Source organism: Veillonella parvula, from assembly GCF_024461875.1.
GTDB lineage: Bacteria > Bacillota > Negativicutes > Veillonellales > Veillonellaceae > Veillonella > Veillonella parvula_I.
Genome location: NZ_JANGAL010000002.1, coordinates 221482 through 239050 on the forward strand (window position 1 = coordinate 221482; position 17569 = coordinate 239050).

Annotated in this window: 14 protein-coding genes; 2 read left to right on the top strand and 12 right to left on the bottom strand. The window is 41.7% G+C overall.

The genetic code is table 11. The features are described 5' to 3' along the window. Positions 1-150 precede the first annotated feature (150 nt). The gene (locus NE668_RS05230) at positions 151-2523 is read left to right on the top strand and encodes a tetratricopeptide repeat protein (protein ID WP_227037589.1); all 2373 of its coding nucleotides are present in this window, start codon (positions 151-153) and stop codon (positions 2521-2523) included. An 82-nt stretch (positions 2524-2605) separates the two neighbouring features. Here NE668_RS05230 and ileS read toward each other — a convergent pair whose 3' ends face one another. From ileS to NE668_RS05255, 5 genes are all read right to left on the bottom strand, one after another. Then, on the bottom strand, positions 2606-5440 hold the full coding sequence (gene ileS / locus NE668_RS05235) for an isoleucine--tRNA ligase (RefSeq protein ID WP_227037587.1): 2835 nt from the start codon (positions 5438-5440) through the stop codon (positions 2606-2608). Between the two features lie 466 nt (positions 5441-5906). Beyond that, on the bottom strand, positions 5907-6431 hold the full coding sequence (locus NE668_RS05240; RefSeq protein ID WP_024061335.1) for a DUF805 domain-containing protein: 525 nt from the start codon (positions 6429-6431) through the stop codon (positions 5907-5909). Between the two features lie 139 nt (positions 6432-6570). After that, the gene (locus NE668_RS05245) at positions 6571-7206 is read right to left on the bottom strand and encodes a DUF805 domain-containing protein (RefSeq protein WP_004697807.1); all 636 of its coding nucleotides are present in this window, start codon (positions 7204-7206) and stop codon (positions 6571-6573) included. Positions 7207-7424: 218 nt separating this feature from the next. Continuing rightward, complete coding sequence (locus tag NE668_RS05250) at positions 7425-7994, bottom strand: DUF805 domain-containing protein (RefSeq protein ID WP_024061336.1); 570 nt, start codon at positions 7992-7994, stop codon at positions 7425-7427. A 3-nt stretch (positions 7995-7997) separates the two neighbouring features. After that, a complete protein-coding gene (locus NE668_RS05255) occupies positions 7998-8885 on the bottom strand; it encodes a DUF805 domain-containing protein (protein WP_227037585.1) in 888 nt (295 codons plus the stop codon). Between the two features lie 163 nt (positions 8886-9048). Here NE668_RS05255 and NE668_RS05260 point away from each other — a divergent pair, with 163 nt between their 5' ends. Beyond that, a complete protein-coding gene (locus NE668_RS05260; RefSeq protein WP_221741456.1) occupies positions 9049-9339 on the top strand; it encodes a hypothetical protein in 291 nt (96 codons plus the stop codon). Positions 9340-9480: 141 nt separating this feature from the next. Here the strand turns inward: NE668_RS05260 and trpA are convergent, their stop codons facing one another. From trpA to NE668_RS05295, 7 genes are all read right to left on the bottom strand, one after another. Next, on the bottom strand, positions 9481-10272 hold the full coding sequence (gene trpA, locus NE668_RS05265) for a tryptophan synthase subunit alpha (RefSeq protein ID WP_221741457.1): 792 nt from the start codon (positions 10270-10272) through the stop codon (positions 9481-9483). Next, entirely contained in the window at positions 10265-11458 is a 1194-nt protein-coding gene (gene trpB, locus NE668_RS05270) for a tryptophan synthase subunit beta (protein ID WP_021147632.1), read from the bottom strand. The genes trpA and trpB overlap by 8 nt, the downstream gene beginning before the upstream one ends. 42 nt (positions 11459-11500) lie before the next feature. Continuing rightward, the gene (gene trpCF, locus NE668_RS05275; protein ID WP_227037583.1) at positions 11501-12955 is read right to left on the bottom strand and encodes a bifunctional indole-3-glycerol-phosphate synthase TrpC/phosphoribosylanthranilate isomerase TrpF; all 1455 of its coding nucleotides are present in this window, start codon (positions 12953-12955) and stop codon (positions 11501-11503) included. A 3-nt stretch (positions 12956-12958) separates the two neighbouring features. Beyond that, entirely contained in the window at positions 12959-13969 is a 1011-nt protein-coding gene (trpD, locus tag NE668_RS05280; RefSeq protein ID WP_128114267.1) for an anthranilate phosphoribosyltransferase, read from the bottom strand. A 586-nt stretch (positions 13970-14555) separates the two neighbouring features. Then, positions 14556-15122 carry an anthranilate synthase component II gene (locus NE668_RS05285; protein ID WP_227037581.1) on the bottom strand — a complete coding sequence of 189 codons (567 nt, stop codon included), beginning with the start codon at positions 15120-15122 and terminating at the stop codon, positions 14556-14558. Then, entirely contained in the window at positions 15122-16591 is a 1470-nt protein-coding gene (locus NE668_RS05290) for an anthranilate synthase component I family protein (protein ID WP_227037579.1), read from the bottom strand. Before NE668_RS05290 ends, NE668_RS05285 begins: the two co-directional genes overlap by 1 nt. A gap of 483 nt (positions 16592-17074) precedes the next feature. Then, on the bottom strand, positions 17075-17548 hold the full coding sequence (locus tag NE668_RS05295; RefSeq protein WP_012863755.1) for a hypothetical protein: 474 nt from the start codon (positions 17546-17548) through the stop codon (positions 17075-17077). Between the last annotated feature and the right edge of the window lie 21 nt (positions 17549-17569).

Sequence of the window (17569 nt, forward strand, 5' to 3'; positions counted from 1 at the left end):
AGGCTAGTATATTGTGAGAACAGGTAATCGATAGCAGTATGATATCAATAGAGAACATGCAGATATACTAGTATTTTCTCTTTTACGGTACCTCGCGTTCGTTATATAATAAATATGTATTTACTGTATACATGTATAAAAGGAGGCCTAATGGCACAGTACTTTACGGAACGCCTGCAAAAGGTCTTCCACATGATTTTTACATCCTACAATCAAAAAATGGCTCAAGAAGGCTTACGTCAATTGGAGCTCATCGTCAATAATCAGCAAAATCCAAGTCAACTAAAAGATAGAGCCTTACGAAACGACAAGACAAGCCGTCTTGAAAGTGATATAGACACTAAAGAGGACGCTCTCAAGATAGCCAATGACCCAGAGGCTCGAGAGCTAGGTGACGCCTATGCACTCTTGGCACGCGTCTATGCAGGGCCTCGCTTTACCTGGGAAGAGTCTAACTTTCCAGAGGATAATATGCGCACCTATCAGTGCTTGCATGATAGCATTCGCCGCTGTAGCCCTATCGGCACATTACAAGCTTTGCGCATTAAAGGCTCCATTACGCCTACCGTAGAGAAGGATATGCAAATTTCCTTCGACGAAGCATTTCGCATTGTCTATGATTACGCAAACCAAGGCGATGCCTATTGCCAATATGTTATAGGCAATGTCTTTTTCTGGCGTGATGATAATCGCATCAGCTCCGCTGAGACTATGCTAACACCTCCGCCTATGAGTTGGACTAAACGCATTCAAAGAAGCCTTACAGCAAACTCTGTGCAGGATCGCATCGCCGCTTTGCAAGGCACTGTGCCAGATGAAACATTACAAGAAAATGCATCTAACCTTGCGAAAGAGTGGTTTAACAAGGCCCTCGACAACGGTCTTGCTATGTTCCAAGGGAACTTGCGCAATATCTATATCGATGAAGCCGATTTCAGCAATGCGCGCCGTGTCGCTAGGACTGCGGCCGAACTTGGCAACCCTGCCATGATGTTATATACAGGCCTCGACTGCCATGAAAATGGTAAATTCGAGGATGCTTTCACATGGTTCACTAAAGGTGCCGCCTTAGGTCAATCTGAAAGTATCGCAGAATTAGCGGATTATTACTATCATTTCTATGATGCTAAAGTGTTACGTTCTACGATTCCCTACGATCCGGTAAAGGCTATTGGCCTCTACCGCCGTGCGGCAACAAAACAGTTTAGTGATGCAGGATATACCGCCTTACAGGCAGCCTTTGGCTACATCTTTCACATAGGCCACCTGCCTCTCGACTGGGGACTCATTGCAGATTTAACACATATGGCGGCTACAAAAGATCGCTTCATATTTGCCTTGCCCTATATCGGATACATGCGAATCCACGGTTTAGGGGTAACGAAAAACATACGCTTTGGTGTGCAATCATTACTACGTGTCTTAGACGAGGAACAACGAGCCTTTGAAGAGGAGAATCGCGTTCTTTTCTACGATATTACACGCGCTTTAACACGCGTTGCCTTAGGTTATGCCTACGAAAAAGGCTATGTAACTGGCAAACCAGATTTAGATCAAGCCGTATCCTATTACGAGCAATCCCATCAATATATCTTATCTCATAAAACCAATTTAGATCCGGAGCTAAAAGATATTCCTATCGATGATGAAGCAGAAGAACGCTTAGCCGCCTTTGAGGAGATCGATGGTCATTGGCAGTACAAAGAAGGTATTACTGAGTCAACTACTACGGTGCGTCCTGCACCTACCAACTGGCCTCAAAATGCGGCCCGCTTATCTGTAATCATGGACGACTTCCTATGGGATACAACCTTGTACGACTGGCAAACCATTGAAACCGCCTTAGAGTCACAGGAAGAAATGAAGCTCAGCTTTTACAATCATTTCCTATCCGTTCCAGATACATTGCGCAATATCTTTAAGGTCGATGTAAAACGGATGCTACGAGATCACTATCAAATAAGGCTACATGGTTATGATCCATCAGAAGGACACGAAATTATCTACAAGTCCATTTACGACAAAGAGAATACCATAAGCCTATTGAAAGAGCTTTACGATAATCATCAAGTGCCTAGCATCGAGGGTAATTGGACTATCGAAAAGAACGAAGAAAAGCCAACCTGGCATTACGTGCTCGATGTGGATCAACAGCCGTTTTTGCTAGAGGAATACGATGATGCAAACGCTATGATTCAAGCTGCATTACAAGGATTAAAAGAGAAAAAGTACGAACAAATTAATATTCGTACCCATGACTTTGTGGGCCCATCCTATTTCATTTTCAAAGGCAATCAGTCGGCCCCATTTAGGGTGCAGCTCTATCTAAAAGAGTCCGCCCGTCATACCATCGATGACGATGGAAACCAACAAGACATGCCTGGTAAGACCTACTTATTTGAACAATATGTGGGAAACGAAGTGTCCTTAAACTATTGGATTCAAAAAACGATAAATACCTTGGAAATCCCTGAACTAGATAATTGGAAACAGTTAACAGTGCCAAAGGATTTACAAACATAAAAAAGACCATCCCCAGTGAACTGTACCCCAAAAATTGGACACAATTTTTGGAAGCGAAGTTCAACAGGATGGTCTTTTTTTATTATAATGTTTTTACAACGTCGGCACAGCGTGCACAAAGTGTAGGATGTGCACTATCTTGGCCGACTGTATCGCGATGAATCCAGCAGCGTTCGCATTTTTCGAGACCAGAGGCAACAACAACTGTTGCAACGCCTGTTTCTTCGTCTTTTACAGCCTCTGCCGGTGCAGCGCCGTTTACGATGTGCGCTTCGGATACGATAACAAGTTTAGCCAAGCCTTCTTCACCAAGGGCATTCAATGCATCGAATGCAGCACCTTCAGCATATACTGTAACGGATGCATCCAATGGATGACCGATTGTTTTATCTTGACGAGCAAGTTCCAATGCTTTTTGTACGGATGTACGCAAGTCTAACAATTGGTTCCATTTGTCAGCCAATTCTTGGTTGAAGTGTTCTGGATGACCTTGTGGCCAATCTTGAAGCATAACGGATTCGCGCATGCCCTCTTCTTTAGGCATATATTTCCAAACTTCTTCCGCTGTGAAAGAAAGTACTGGAGATACCATGGCTACCAATGTTTTCAAGATTTCGTACATCGCTGTTTGAGCAGAACGACGAGCTACATTGTCTTTGCTTTCAGCATACATAGTATCTTTCATTACATCAAGGTAGATGGAACTCAAGTCTACTGTACAGAAGTTATGAATTGCATGGTACAACATGTGGAATTCATAGTTTTCGTACGCATCAGTAACCTTTTGACGCACTTCTTCTAAGCGTAGCAAAGCCCATTTATCGAATTCGGACATATCTGCGTAAGCCACTTTATCGGTGTTTGGATTGAAGTCATCCAAGTTGCCGAGTAAGAAGCGGAATGTATTGCGGATCTTACGGTATACTTCTGATAATTGTTTTACGATGTCTTTGGACAAACGTACGTCTGCTTGGTAATCCGCAGAAGATACCCACAGACGCATAACGTCAGCGCCGTATACGTCGATGATATCACTTGGAGCCACTGTATTACCTACAGATTTAGACATTTTGCGACCTTCACCGTCCACAACAAAACCGTGAGTCAATACGGAGTTGTACGGTGCTTTACCTGTTGTGGCTACTGCAGTCAGCAAGGAAGAGTTGAACCAACCGCGATGTTGGTCAGAACCTTCAAGGTACATAGCACATGGTACATCAAGATCGTTTACTTCGAGCACGCCAGCCCAAGAAGAACCAGAGTCGAACCATACGTCCATGATGTCTGTTTCTTTTTTGAACTCATCATGACCGCAATGAGGACATTTGAAACCTTCTGGTAACAATTCTTTTGCACTATGAGCCCACCAAGCATCAGAGCCCTCTACAGCTACTTTTTCTTGTAATGCTTTGATAGTATCATCGTTGATGATGTGCTCGCCGCAGCTTTCACAATAGTAAATAGGAATTGGCACGCCCCAAATACGTTGACGAGAAATTACCCAGTCACCGCGGTCGCGAACCATGTTGAAAATGCGGTCGTGGCCCCATTTAGGAATCCATTGCACTTGGTTATCGATTGCATCAAGCGCTTGTTGACGGTACCCATCTACAGAGGAGAACCATTGTTCTGTAGCGCGATAGATGACAGGATTTTTACAACGCCAGCAGTGAGCGTATTGGTGACGCAAGCTGGATTTGTGAAGCAATGCATTATTATGCGCCAAGATTTTGATTACAGGCACTTCTGCATCGTGAATTTCTACGCCAGCCAATGGGAATTCAGTATCGCCATAACGGTTGTCGTCTACTTGTTTAGTGTAGTTACCAGTTTCGTTAACAAGAGAAATGATAGGAAGATTAGTTTTACCTTCCTTGTTATAACGCATAACGATGTTAAAGTCGTCTTCACCGTGTGCAGGCGCTGTATGTACGCAACCAGTACCAGCTTCAAGTGTTACATGGTCACCGCATAATACAGTGGATGTACGTTCTACGAATGGATGTTTAAATTCAGCTAATTCTAAGTCTGCCCCAGAGAAGCGGTTTACGATTTCGTAGTTTTCGATACCAATATCTTTCATAGCTGCGTCAACAAGTTCAGTAGCCATCAAGTAGTATTCGTCGCCTACTTTTACCCAGCCATATTCAAGCTCAGGGTTAACGGAAATAGCTACGTTGGCAGGCATTGTCCAAGGAGTAGTTGTCCAAATAACAGAGTATGCTTGTTTTGAATCTACGCCAGCTGGCAATGTGACCTTTTTCTCGGATACGTAAGGGAATTTTACGTAAATGGAGAAGGATTTTTTCTCAGCATATTCGATTTCTGCCTCTGCCAATGCAGTTTCGCAGTGCGTACACCAGTATACAGTTTTAAGACCTTTATAGATGTGACCGCGTTTTGCCATTTCGCCGAAGATGCCAAGTTGTTTAACTTCGAACTCAGGACGCAATGTCAAATACGGACGGTCCCATTCGCCTAATACACCAAAACGAATGAAATCTTGTTTTTGTGTTTCTACGCATTCTAATGCATATTCCTTACATTTATTGCGCAAGTCCAATGGAGCCATTTCATGACGGTTAAGACCAGTGTTTTTAATAACCGCATGCTCGATTGGTAAACCATGTGTATCCCAACCAGGGATGTAGCGAGTATAATGACCAGTCATTGTTTTATATTTCATGATGATGTCCTTCAACGTTTTGTTGAGGGCATGACCGATATGCAATTTACCGTTCGCATATGGAGGGCCATCATGCAAAATGAAAGGTTTTGCGTCTTTACGCAACTCCAAACGTTTTTGATAAATCTTGTTATCTTCCCAGAATTTTAAGATTTCTGGTTCGCGCTTAGGCAAATTGCCGCGCATTGGGAATTCTGTTTCAGGCAAATGTAACGTCTTACCGTAATCCATGCTGTTGCTCCTTTTACATAAAAAAATCGCCCGCCCCCGAAGGGACGGACGTCATATCCGTGGTACCACCCTACTGACTCTCGTTACTTGTGAAAGCTAGCGCCACCGCATTTCTGCGATTGTCACACCATGCTAGCACATGATTGTAACACATAAGACGCAACTCATCTCTCATATTGTGAAAGCCACTTAAACATATAACGGTGTTCACCGGCAGGGTTCCTGCTTGCTCCAAAGTGATCCGCAAATCTCTAGATTTCCAAACCTTTCAGCCCATGAGTTTGGTCTCTACTAAATCCGTCTGAGACATGCCGTCTTTTTCAACGCAATATTCATATAATAGATAATTATAGGACTCAAACGGGGAAATTGTCAAATACTTCATTTCTAAATTTAACAGAACCTACATCCCCTATTAAGCAAAAGAAAAAGCCTACTTACGTAGGCTTTATTGTATATACAATTATTAGATGGCACTCATGAGAATTAATTCAAGAATAATAATTGCAATGCACACGTACATGAATTTACGATCCATGTCGTCAGTTGGAGTTTCTTTAAGACCAGTGCGAGCAGCTTCTTCAGCAGTAATTACTTCATAGCTCATTGGAGATCCATATTGGTTATCACCTTCATCACCCTTTTGAGCGAGTAGATAAATAACATAGATAATACCAAATGGAATCAAGCTAATCAAAAGCATCCAACCACTTTTACCAATGTCATGTAAACGACGCGCAGCAAGACCAATGGAAGGCAATAGAATTGCAAGATTATATACTATGGAAATAAGACCTACAACACTTGCTAGCGCAGTATCCATTACAAGAGCACTCAATACATTGAAGATACCAGCAATAACAATTGTGATACCATAGAAACGCCAATATTCACTGCGGCTTGCACGACCTTTGAAATTAGCATAATTACCCATAATCGTATGTTTAAAATTATCTACATACGAAAGATTTTTGATAGACAAATCAGTCATAATCTTCTCTCCTCTAGAAATAACAAATAAATTCTTCTTGAAAATATTATATCATTACTGTTGACGATTTTGAAAATGAATGTCTATATGTTTTGGGAATAACTTATGCTTTATATTTCATTATAGGATACATCATAAACTACATCGCACTGGTCATAAGTAGTTTATCTACCAAGAACCAGAGTACAAAGATAGCGCAGAATAGTCCTGCAGTTAGTCCCATAGATGGCGTAGTATCAATAAGACCTAATTCACGGGCCATTTGTTTTGTTACAACTACTTGACCGTTAGGGGGACCAAAGCGATTTGGTTGGCTTTCACCAGGCAGAGCCATAAGGATTAACAGGATAATAGTCCCTATTACAGGGATGAATCCAATAAATACGAGGCCCCCTGAGCGGCCTTGATCGTGTAAACGTCGCACTGAAACAGCCACGCCAGGGATAACCATAATCACGGACAAGAGGACAAGGATGACCAAACCAAAACCTACGCCTACTACGCTAGATAGTGGACTAATATAGCTCAAAAAAGCACAAGTAAATAGAATGGCCACAAACAACAATTGATAAACTAACAAGAAATGCCAATATTCACTACGACTTGCACGACCATCAAAATCAGCATATTTATAAACCAAACATTGTTTAAAGTTTTCAATCAAGCCTAGATTGTATTTATCTAACGAGATTTGTGGTCTACTAACATGCCCACACTCTGGGCAGTAACAATCTGTTTTCAACACTGCATGTCCACAATAGGGACAAGATTTCATAATAAACTCCTTCTAGCTACAAACAGAAATCAGCAAAGATTACGATGTCCTGCTGTACTTAACACATATAACAACTAAGATATTCTTTATTTATTAATATCTAAGTTTTTAAATTCATCTGAAATTCATTTTACTATAAAGTGTTATATTGTCTATAAAGGAGATGTTAAACTTTTATAAAATAAAATAATGAGATTGTTAATAAATACAGGTGATTATTATATGTATCCATTCCCATTAATACCATACCATAATATCTCTCTAATGATATCGGCAATAATAATAGATTGGATAATAAAGATGGCAATCCCCATCGCCCAATCTTGACGACGGGATGGAGTCTCTTCTAGTCCTGTAGCCTTGCTAACCTCAGGAGTAATAGGTGTATAGCCGGTTCTTTCACCATATGAATTCTCTCTTTCATCGCCACGACGCAATTCGTAAACGAGGAATATAAAGAAGCCTATAACAGGAATAAATGAGATTAGCTGTGTCCAACCGCTCCGACCAATATCATGCATACGCCGCGCTGTGATAGCTATATTGGGAATTATAAAGAAAAGAGATACCCCTACAGCAACATTATCAATAAGTGTTTCATAATTAGGAAAGCCCAAGGTACTACAAAGTAAAGCTAAAATCCCAAGTAATCCTTGTATCAAGGTAACGCCTGCCACGAATCGCCAATATTCACTACGGCTAACACGGCCGTTAAAATTAGCATAATTTCTAATGCCTAATTTGAAGGCATCAGTATAATTCAAATCATATATATTTATGGTTGACATAACCTAATCCTCCTCCGCGGCTTCAATAGCAACAATGCCCCAGCCTTTGCCTTCATTATGCAAACGAACTAATAGAGGCTCTAGATTATCTTCAAAGGTAACGGTAAAGCCCATATAATTTACAACAATATCATCATCTTGGTCTTGGGAAACATAGTCAAGCTGTATCGCTTTCACCTTATGAACCTCGTCCTTAGCCATGGCTTGTTCCCATAGTTCAAAGGTACCATATCGTTCCATAGCACGAGCGCTCAAATAACGATATGCACCATGATAATCCTTTTTGTTGAGGGCTTCATAATAATTACTTACCACAGTACGCCCCTCTGTTGTAGCCGTTTCACTTTGTAAAAGACGATTTGCTTGTTTCGTTAACGAACTAGGTTCCAAATTGCCATAAGCAGTCTCTTCTACCATAAAATTATGATTAATCATTGTACTACCTGCACTAGTGGCTAGGCATCCTAATACTAATATGGCCACAATAAAAAGGCCCGATACGGAACGTTTTTCCTCTAATTCATTAGATATAGGTGATGTGCGCTTACAGAATAGATACAATAATGCAAGCCAGCCTAAAAAAGGAACCAATAGTAAAATCATCAACATTGGATCATTATTAGAGTCTCGTAGCCGTCTTGCCATTAGCATAATCTTCGGCAAGCATAACAGGATGGACAATACAACTAATACGCCGCCACCGATAGAGACAGCATAGAGAAATCCGTACGGTATGTAGGTTGCAAGACCTGTAATACATATAATTAAGCCATATACAAAGGATATAGCACTTATGGTGAGCCAAAAATCGGCTGTATTTGTACGTCCTTTACTGTTTGCATAGTTTTCCACTAGCTCACGATAGAGGATTTCGTATACTCTCTGTTTCATAAAACTCCTACCATAATCTTAGATAATAAATATATATAGATATTCCTATTATACTATGATTTATCAACTTAGTTGATTCATTTTTTGTTCATGAAATATGCCTATACTACAGATATATTTCTTACAACTAAAATTCGTACAATCAATCATACAGGAGATAATTATGAAAGCTAAATTAATGAAAGCAGTAGCCTTGGCTAGCTTAGGTGCCTTCTTAACAGTTGGTATTGGTGCCAATGTAGCCCAAGCCAAAGATTACCACTTCAAAATCGGTGAAAATCATCGCATGGTAAAAAATGATGATGGCACAGTAGATAGCAGCGATCATCCATGGTACAAAGTAAAAGAGAAAAAGCACAGAAAACATAGAATATCTAAACGTGAAAAGCATGATAAAAATGCAACAGCAAAACGCAGTGAACGACATCAACGTTCTGAATCCTCTAATGACTAAGCCTTGCGCATAATACATATTACTAGCCCTAAAAACACAAAACTAAATTAACCAACCAATGAAAAGGACGTTATACATTGTATAACGTCCTTTTGTGTTATCCCCTATATAATTTTTCCCAAGGCTATATGAGTTATTATGTTATGCGCCAGCCTTTAGAACAGCTTGTTTCATGGATTGTACGTAATCATACAATGCTTGGTCCGCATGTTCACCGTGTTCTGCCACGATTTTAACGATAGCAGAGCCTACGATGGCTCCATCGGATACGCGCGCCATAGCTTCCGCTTGTTCTGGCTTGGAAATACCGAAACCAACAGCGACAGGAATATCCGTATATTTGCGAATCGTTTCAACAATGGATTTAATATCCGTCTTGATTTCACTGCGCATACCTGTAACGCCAAGGGAAGATACACAGTATACAAAGCCTTCTGCGTCTTTGGCAATCATTTCGATGCGGTTTTCAGATGTTGGCGCAATTAAGGATACCACTTCAACACCATGCTTATGAGCCACACTAGCGAGCTCGCCTTTTTCTTCAAATGGCATATCTGGCACGATAACACCAGAAATGCCGACCTCTTCACAGAGGGTAAAGAATTTTTCACGACCGAATACGTAAATAGGATTCAAATAGGTCATGAATACGAGCGGTATAGTCACTGCATCATCGCCTGTACGCAGACGACGCACCATATCAAAGATATCATTGATTTTTACGCCTGTGGAGAGAGCACGCGTGCTCGCCTCTTGAATAACTGGGCCTTCCGCTGTTGGGTCAGAGAAGGGAATACCAATCTCTACCATGTCCGCACCGGCTTTCACCATAATACGAATATAACGTTCTGTATTCTCAATACCGTGATCACCAGCACTAATGAACGGGATGAATGCCTTGCCCTTTGTGAAAGCGTCTTTAATTTTACTCATGAAGATCCACCCCTCTGTATTTCGCCATAGCCGCCACGTCTTTGTCGCCACGACCGGATAAACAAATAATAATGATGTCGTCCTTGCTCATGGTAGGAGCAATTTTACGTGCATGTGCCACCGCATGAGCACTTTCAATGGCTGGAATAATACCTTCCAAGCGAGATAAGTATTCAAAGGCATCGACTGCTTCGTCATCTGTAACCGGCACATATTCAGCACGACCGCTATCGTGCAAGTACGCATGTTCAGGACCGATGCCAGGATAATCAAGACCTGCAGAGATAGAATATACTGGAGCAATTTGGCCGTCTTCGTCTTGGCAGAAGTACGATTTCATGCCGTGGAAGATACCAACGGAACCCTTTGCGATTGTCGCAGCATGTTCTTCTGTATCGATGCCACGACCTGCCGCTTCACAACCGATAAGACGAACACCTTCGTCTGGAATGAAGTGATAGAACATGCCCATCGCATTGGAGCCGCCGCCTACACAAGCCATAACAGCTGTTGGCAATTTACCTTCTGCTTCAAGGATTTGCTCACGCGCTTCACGGCTGATGATGGATTGGAAGTCACGAACGATCATAGGGAATGGATGAGCCCCCATAACAGAGCCCAATACATAGTGCGTATCGGACATGCGATTTGTCCATTCGCGCAATGCTTCGGAAACCGCATCTTTCAATGTGCTAGTCCCTGTTGTTACAGGATGCACCTTAGCGCCTAGTAATTTCATACGATATACGTTAAGTGCTTGACGTTCACAGTCCTCTGCACCCATGTATACTTCGCATTCCATGCCCATCAACGCAGCGATAGTAGCCGTTGCCACACCGTGTTGACCTGCGCCGGTTTCAGCAATAACACGAGTCTTACCCATTCGTTTTGCCAATAACATTTGGCCGATTACGTTATTCAACTTGTGAGAACCAGTATGATTTAAGTCCTCACGTTTTAAATAGATTTTGGCACCTCCAAGGTCCTTTGTCATGCGATCTGCATAGTATAAAAGAGATGGACGACCTGTATATTTTTTATGTAAATCCTCAAGTTCGTGTACGAAATCAGGATCATCTTTGTACTTGTTGTACGCCTCTTCCAATTCGATGACTGCATTCATCAATGTTTCTGGCATAAATTGACCCCCAAAGGAGCCAAAATAACCATGTCTTTGTTCACTCATATAACTTACCTTTCTATATTCCATTCCTGCTAGCACGCCATATTATGGCATTGCTATTGTTCTCACAATGTTGGTGAAAGCTGTAATCTTCTCATCGTCTTTCACGCCATCTGTTTCAATACCACTACTGATATCAATGCCGTACGGTCGAACCGTACGAATGGCACGCGCCACATTGGTGCTATCGATACCACCAGCCAGCATAAATGGTCGTTCAAACTCGTCTAAGCAAGACCAGTCGAATACTTCGCCTGTACCGCCGCGCTCGTCTTTGTGGTACGCATCAAATAATAGCATATCCGCACTGCTATCAATCCACGCCTCTGCATCTGCAGCACTACGGATTTGAACAGCCTTCCAAATCTCTACATTAGTACGTCCTTTTAAGGATTGGATGAAAGCTTCATCTTCATCGCCATGCAATTGCACCACATCAAGATTGATTCCTTTAGCAATTGTAACGAGATTATCTAGCGTTTCATTGACAAAAACGCCGACAGTTTTAATCTCATCATTATTAGACTGTTCAGTACCATTGTTATATCTTTTAGTATATTGCTTATGTAGTGCTTCAACCAATGTTTTAGCTTGGTCTACAGTAACTTGTCGTTTGCTAGGAGCAAATACAAGGCCCATGTAGTCTGGTTTTGCTTCTACTACAGCAGGGATTGTTTCCACCTTTGAGATTCCGCACATCTTAACCTTTGGTGTGTAGTAGGTTGAACCATAAAGATATGCTAATTTCTCCACCTTGTTAGGAGAACGCATGAAGGTTTCCCCCATCAAAGCTACTCCGATATTGTTATCACGCAATACTTGGATGTCCTCTGGCGTTTCAAGGCCGCTTTCAGATACGAAAATCACATCGTCTTGTACGAGATTGCGCAAACGCACACTGTTTTGTACGTCTACGGTGAAGTCTTTCAAGTTGCGATTGTTAACACCGATAATACGTGCACCGCAATCAATGGCCATTTGTACTTCGTTCTCATCATGAGCCTCTACCAAGGAAGATAAGCCAAGAGAATCTGCTAGCTCACGGAACTTTGTCAGCGTCGGCATATCAAGGCATGCACAGATTAAAAGGATGGCACTAGCGCCCCAAACCTTCGCTTGGTAGATTTGGTATTCATCGATGATGAAATCTTTACGTAGTACAGGGATTTTTACGGTGCTAGCGATTTCTTGTAAATATTTTTTATCACCCTTAAAAAAGTCTGGCTCCGTCAATACAGAGATAGCCGCTGCACCAGCAACCTCATATTCTTTAGCGATGTCTAAATATGGGAAGTCCTCAGCAATGATTCCCTTAGATGGAGATGCCTTCTTTACTTCGCAAATAAAGTTGAAGTCTTGCTGACGAAGGGCTGCTTCAAAAGGAAATCCTGTATCAGATGGTAACGCTAAAGCCGCTGCTTTCACAGCCTCAGGAGACTCCACCTGTTTTTCTTGAGCTACCCGAATTTTGGTAGCCTCTATAATCTTATCTAAAATCAATGGTTACACCTCTTGGGTTGCTTTCACAAACTGTTCTAGTGTAGCAAGTGCCTTGCCAGAATCGATCATGTGTTTCGCCTCTTCGATGCCCTCTGCCAATGTAATGCCGTCTTTCGCAAGGTAAATCGCCATGCCCGCGTTAAGAACAACCGCAGTGCGTTTACCACCTTGTTCACCACCGAGAACGCGACGTGTAATCTCAGCATTCACCGTAGCATCACCACCTTCAAGCTCGGTTTTATCAGCATATTCGAAACCATATTCCTTAGGATCGAATTCGTAGTTTGTGAAGGTACCATTATTAATTTCGCATACGTACGTTTTGTTGGTAGCCGTAATCTCATCAAGGCCGTCAAAGCCGTGTACCACAGCACCGCGTTTAACGCCAAGATTAGCCAATACACGAGCCAATGGTTCTACTAAAGATTTATCGTAAACGCCCATCAACTCAACCGTAGCACCTGCTGGATTTGCCAAAGGTCCAAGGATGTTAAACACAGTACGAACGCCCAACGCCTTACGTACAGGGCCCGCATATTTCATGGCTTGGTGATATACAGGCGCAAACATGAAGCACATATTCGCTTTGTTCAACACCGCCTCGTTTTGTTCACCGTTAAGCTCTAATTTAGCGCCCAACGCTTCAATTAAGTCAGCAGCACCACATTTACTAGATACACTACGGTTACCATGTTTTGCTACAGGAATACCTGCGGCGGAAATGATAAAGCCAGATGTAGTAGAAATGTTGAACGTATTAGCCTCGTCACCACCAGTACCTACGATTTCCACAACAGTACCTTCATGAGGCACGGAGCCAGCCTTCTCGCGCATAACCTCAGCGAACGCCGTAACCTCATCTACAGTAGGGCCCTTTGCGGCAAGAGCACACAAGAAACCAGCCATAGGAACCTCTGGTACATCGCCGCTCATAATTTTGTTCATTGTATCTTTAGCAAGGTCGTAGGATAAGTCCTGACCATGCGTTACTGCATATAATGCGTCTTTAATCATTTTATATCTCCTTACTTGTTGTTCATTTTACTTCGGTTCAACGATAATAGGGCATATACCGGCGTTAATGCTACATGTGATTCACATGGACCTATGCCCTCCACTGGCCGGGTCTGACTACGGCCTGTGGCCTTCGCAGGGCCAAAGTCGGGCCTAGAACCCCGTGAACTCACATAAACACCATGACATTTAATCTTTTATATGCCCTGCTCCCTATCACACGCGCAATAAAATGAACAACAATTCAATATCTTTCAAATGATCCTGCGCATTATATGGAGTAATGCACAGGTCATTTCTTTATAAGGGGTGGGAATGGTGGTGCTTTGCACCACCTTTTCCTATATTAGGGGTTCTGATTCGCATATTTCTTTAGAAAATATAGCTACAATTCGATATATGTATTATAGAGGGGCTATTAAGTAGGTACTGCCAAGGTTGAGTTGGCAGGAAATAAGGTCTTAAGGAACGACTTGGCGGCCCCACGTAGTGGGGTTGGTGTCCATCGGAGTTCCGAGAGCCCTTATTTTTGCCTAACGTGTTAATGCTTAAGAATAGCCCCTCGAATACCTAAATTAGACAGTAGCTATTTTTCTAAGAAATTACGAATCATTTGTTCCCCGTCCGGTGTCATGATGGATTCCGGATGGAATTGGACGCCATATATCGGATAGTCTTTGTGTTCCACGCTCATTACTTCGCCGTCGTCTGTAATAGATGTGACAATGAGTTCGCTTGGCATGGTTTCGTCAATAATTGCCAAGGAGTGGTATCTAGCAACTTCGAATTGTTCAGGCAAGCCCTTAAGGATTTTGGATGGGTGTACTTGCTTCGCCACACTTTGTTTGCCGTGCATTACTTGTTTAGCGTAGGAAACGGTGCCGCCGAATACTTCTCCGATGGCTTGGTGACCGAGGCATACGCCGAGGATTGGGAATTCCCCTTTGCATTCACGCAAAAGGTCTTCGTATACGCCCGCATCAGCTGGTCTGCCAGGTCCTGGTGAAAGTATCACATAGTCTGGTTTCAAAGCGCGGATTTCTTCAACTGTTAATTCATCGCTGCGGATAACTTTAATATCTGGATTGATAGATCCTACTAATTGGTATAAATTAAAGGAGAAACTATCGTAATTATCTATAAGGAGTACCATTATTCTACCTCCTGTGCATCTGTAATTGCGGAAATCATGGATTGGCCTTTGATCAAGGTTTCATTAAACTCGCTTTCAGGAACGCTATCTCGAACGATGCCTGCACCAGCACGAACATAGACCTTACCGCCTTTATTCATAGCCATGCGAATGCCGATACATACGTCCATGTTACCAGAAAAATCGATATAACCTACGGCGCCACCATATACACCACGTGGGCTTTTTTCAAGTTCGTGTAAAATTTCTATAGCACGAATCTTAGGCGCCCCAGACAACGTGCCTGCTGGCAGTGTAGCACCGATTGCATCGAGTGCATCTTTGCCGTCTTGCATGTCACCGCTTACAGTAGATGTAATATGGATAACATGCGAGAAACGTTGCAACATATGTAACGCCTCTACTTTTACGGAACCAAATTTAGAAATTTTACCTAAATCGTTACGGCCAAGGTCAACAAGCATATTATGTTCAGCCAACTCTTTTTCGTCATTGATTAGTTTTTCTTCAATAGCAAGGTCCTCTGCTTCATTTTTGCCGCGGCGCATGGTGCCTGCAATTGGGAAGGTGTACATCTTGCCATCTGTTAATTTTACCAATGTCTCTGGAGAAGCACCTGTGAGCTCTACATCGCCACCAGATAGGTAGAACATGTATGGAGATGGATTCAAGGTTCGCAATACGCGGTATGCGTTTAACAAACTCCCCTCAAACTCGGCTTCGCGGCGGTTAGATACAACACATTGGAAGATATCCCCTTCCTTGATATAGTGCTGCGTCTTTTTAACAACTGCTTCAAACTCATCCTTTGTAAATTCAGAGGTAAACTCTGTTTTAAGGATGCCTTTTGGCACATCCGCCTCTTTGCCGTTTATAACGAGATCAGCAAGAGTTTTCAATTCAAGCTCAGCTTTGTTATAGTTGCGTTCTAAATCATTTGTGCTGATGTTGGCAATCAAGTAAATTTTATTTTTGTAGTGGTCAAAAGCGATAACCTTATCAAAGAGCATAAGGTCTACATCGTTTACCATCGCAGAGTCGTCATCTGGCGTTGGGAAATCCAATGTTGGCTCGATGTAGCGAATATATTCACATGCGAAGTACCCTACAAATCCACCTGTAAAAGTTGGTAACTCTTCTAAACGAGGACTTTTATATTGGCTCAAAATATTGCGAATTTCTGCGGCAGGATCAGAGCACTCAAAGGTACGTGTAGTACCGTCTTTGATGGTCATTGTATGGTTTTTACAGAATAGCTCAATCTTAGGATCGTAACCCAAGAAGGAGTAACGGCCCCAATGATTACTATTATCCGCACTTTCAAGCAAGTACGTATGACTGCTCACTTGTTTTAACGCTTTCAACACACTAATCGGCGTACGTACGTCGGATAAAATTTCCATATATACAGGCACGATATCGTAGCCCGGTGCGATAGCTTTCACACGGTCAAGACTAGGGAAAATCATGAGAACCTCCATCTGGCATTTGCCAATAAAAAAACTCGCCCATGACAATATAACGTCAAGGACGAGTTTATAGTTCTATTATTACAATATGATTGTATGTGCTATAAATCGCGGTACCACCTTGTTTGAATGCAGTGCATTCCCCTTTCGCAGGATACTAACATATCCCTCACGACTAACGCTCGTGTGACGTCGCACCATACTAGGAATGACTGTGAAAGTTCATTCTGTTCCATGCGCCCTCGGTGGTCCATTTAATAAGCTGCGTACTACGGGTTCTCAGCTAATCCCGCTCTCTGTGAGTGCATTTCCTATTTTTATCTCCACCTCATCGGTTTCTTTCAGGCGAGTATAAAATTATAATCTGATTATAATGTTTCTATAGAATGAAAGTCAAGAAGTTTTAATTTCTGATTGTTGTTCTATTATGGAAAAATTATTAGCATACATTCCTATATATTGCTAATTATTGCTAATAACTCATCAAAACAAGGATGATTTCTTCGCTTTATCCTTACCTTGCTCAATAATTTCTTTGACAATGGAATAGTCATCACTATCTAATTCTTCTAAGCGATTTAAAACAATAAAATCATTCCCATAGATGTTAGATAATTCTTCTAATGAGTTAGCATATTTATTAGTTCTTCCATATTTACGCACAGACTCATAATATTCATCATTTGGAATCTTTATAATTTTAGGATTTATGACATTCATCGTAATAATAGTTATCCCAGATTCTCCATAAGTGTACAATTTATTATCTACCTTTCTATAGCTATAAATAAGTCGCTCAAATCCATTATCACGCCATGTATCTTCAAATGAATAGTTAGCATGCAATTTATATCTTCCAAAAGCATAGTATTTATTATAATCATAGTTAATGAAGATTAATAAAGACTGTGAGACTATTATACCTAACAAAAAAAGTATAGCAATATATTTATACATTATATTTACTCCAATAAAAAA

What these genes read in the sequence shown, in the direction of transcription:
- NE668_RS05240 (WP_024061335.1), bottom strand. Translation starts at nt 6,431, where the DNA reads ATGACTGATTTGTCTATCAAAAATCTTTCGTATGTAGATAATTTTAAA.
- trpB (WP_021147632.1), bottom strand. Translation starts at nt 11,458, where the DNA reads ATGAGTGAACAAAGACATGGTTATTTTGGCTCCTTTGGGGGTCAATTT.
- NE668_RS05230 (WP_227037589.1), top strand. Translation starts at nt 151, where the DNA reads ATGGCACAGTACTTTACGGAACGCCTGCAAAAGGTCTTCCACATGATT.
- NE668_RS05250 (WP_024061336.1), bottom strand. Translation starts at nt 7,994, where the DNA reads ATGTCAACCATAAATATATATGATTTGAATTATACTGATGCCTTCAAA.
- NE668_RS05255 (WP_227037585.1), bottom strand. Translation starts at nt 8,885, where the DNA reads ATGAAACAGAGAGTATACGAAATCCTCTATCGTGAGCTAGTGGAAAAC.
- NE668_RS05285 (WP_227037581.1), bottom strand. Translation starts at nt 15,122, where the DNA reads ATGGTACTCCTTATAGATAATTACGATAGTTTCTCCTTTAATTTATAC.
- trpA (WP_221741457.1), bottom strand. Translation starts at nt 10,272, where the DNA reads ATGAGTAAAATTAAAGACGCTTTCACAAAGGGCAAGGCATTCATCCCG.
- ileS (WP_227037587.1), bottom strand. Translation starts at nt 5,440, where the DNA reads ATGGATTACGGTAAGACGTTACATTTGCCTGAAACAGAATTCCCAATG.
- NE668_RS05245 (WP_004697807.1), bottom strand. Translation starts at nt 7,206, where the DNA reads ATGAAATCTTGTCCCTATTGTGGACATGCAGTGTTGAAAACAGATTGT.
- NE668_RS05290 (WP_227037579.1), bottom strand. Translation starts at nt 16,591, where the DNA reads ATGATTTTCCCTAGTCTTGACCGTGTGAAAGCTATCGCACCGGGCTAC.
- NE668_RS05260 (WP_221741456.1), top strand. Translation starts at nt 9,049, where the DNA reads ATGAAAGCTAAATTAATGAAAGCAGTAGCCTTGGCTAGCTTAGGTGCC.
- NE668_RS05295 (WP_012863755.1), bottom strand. Translation starts at nt 17,548, where the DNA reads ATGTATAAATATATTGCTATACTTTTTTTGTTAGGTATAATAGTCTCA.
- trpD (WP_128114267.1), bottom strand. Translation starts at nt 13,969, where the DNA reads ATGATTAAAGACGCATTATATGCAGTAACGCATGGTCAGGACTTATCC.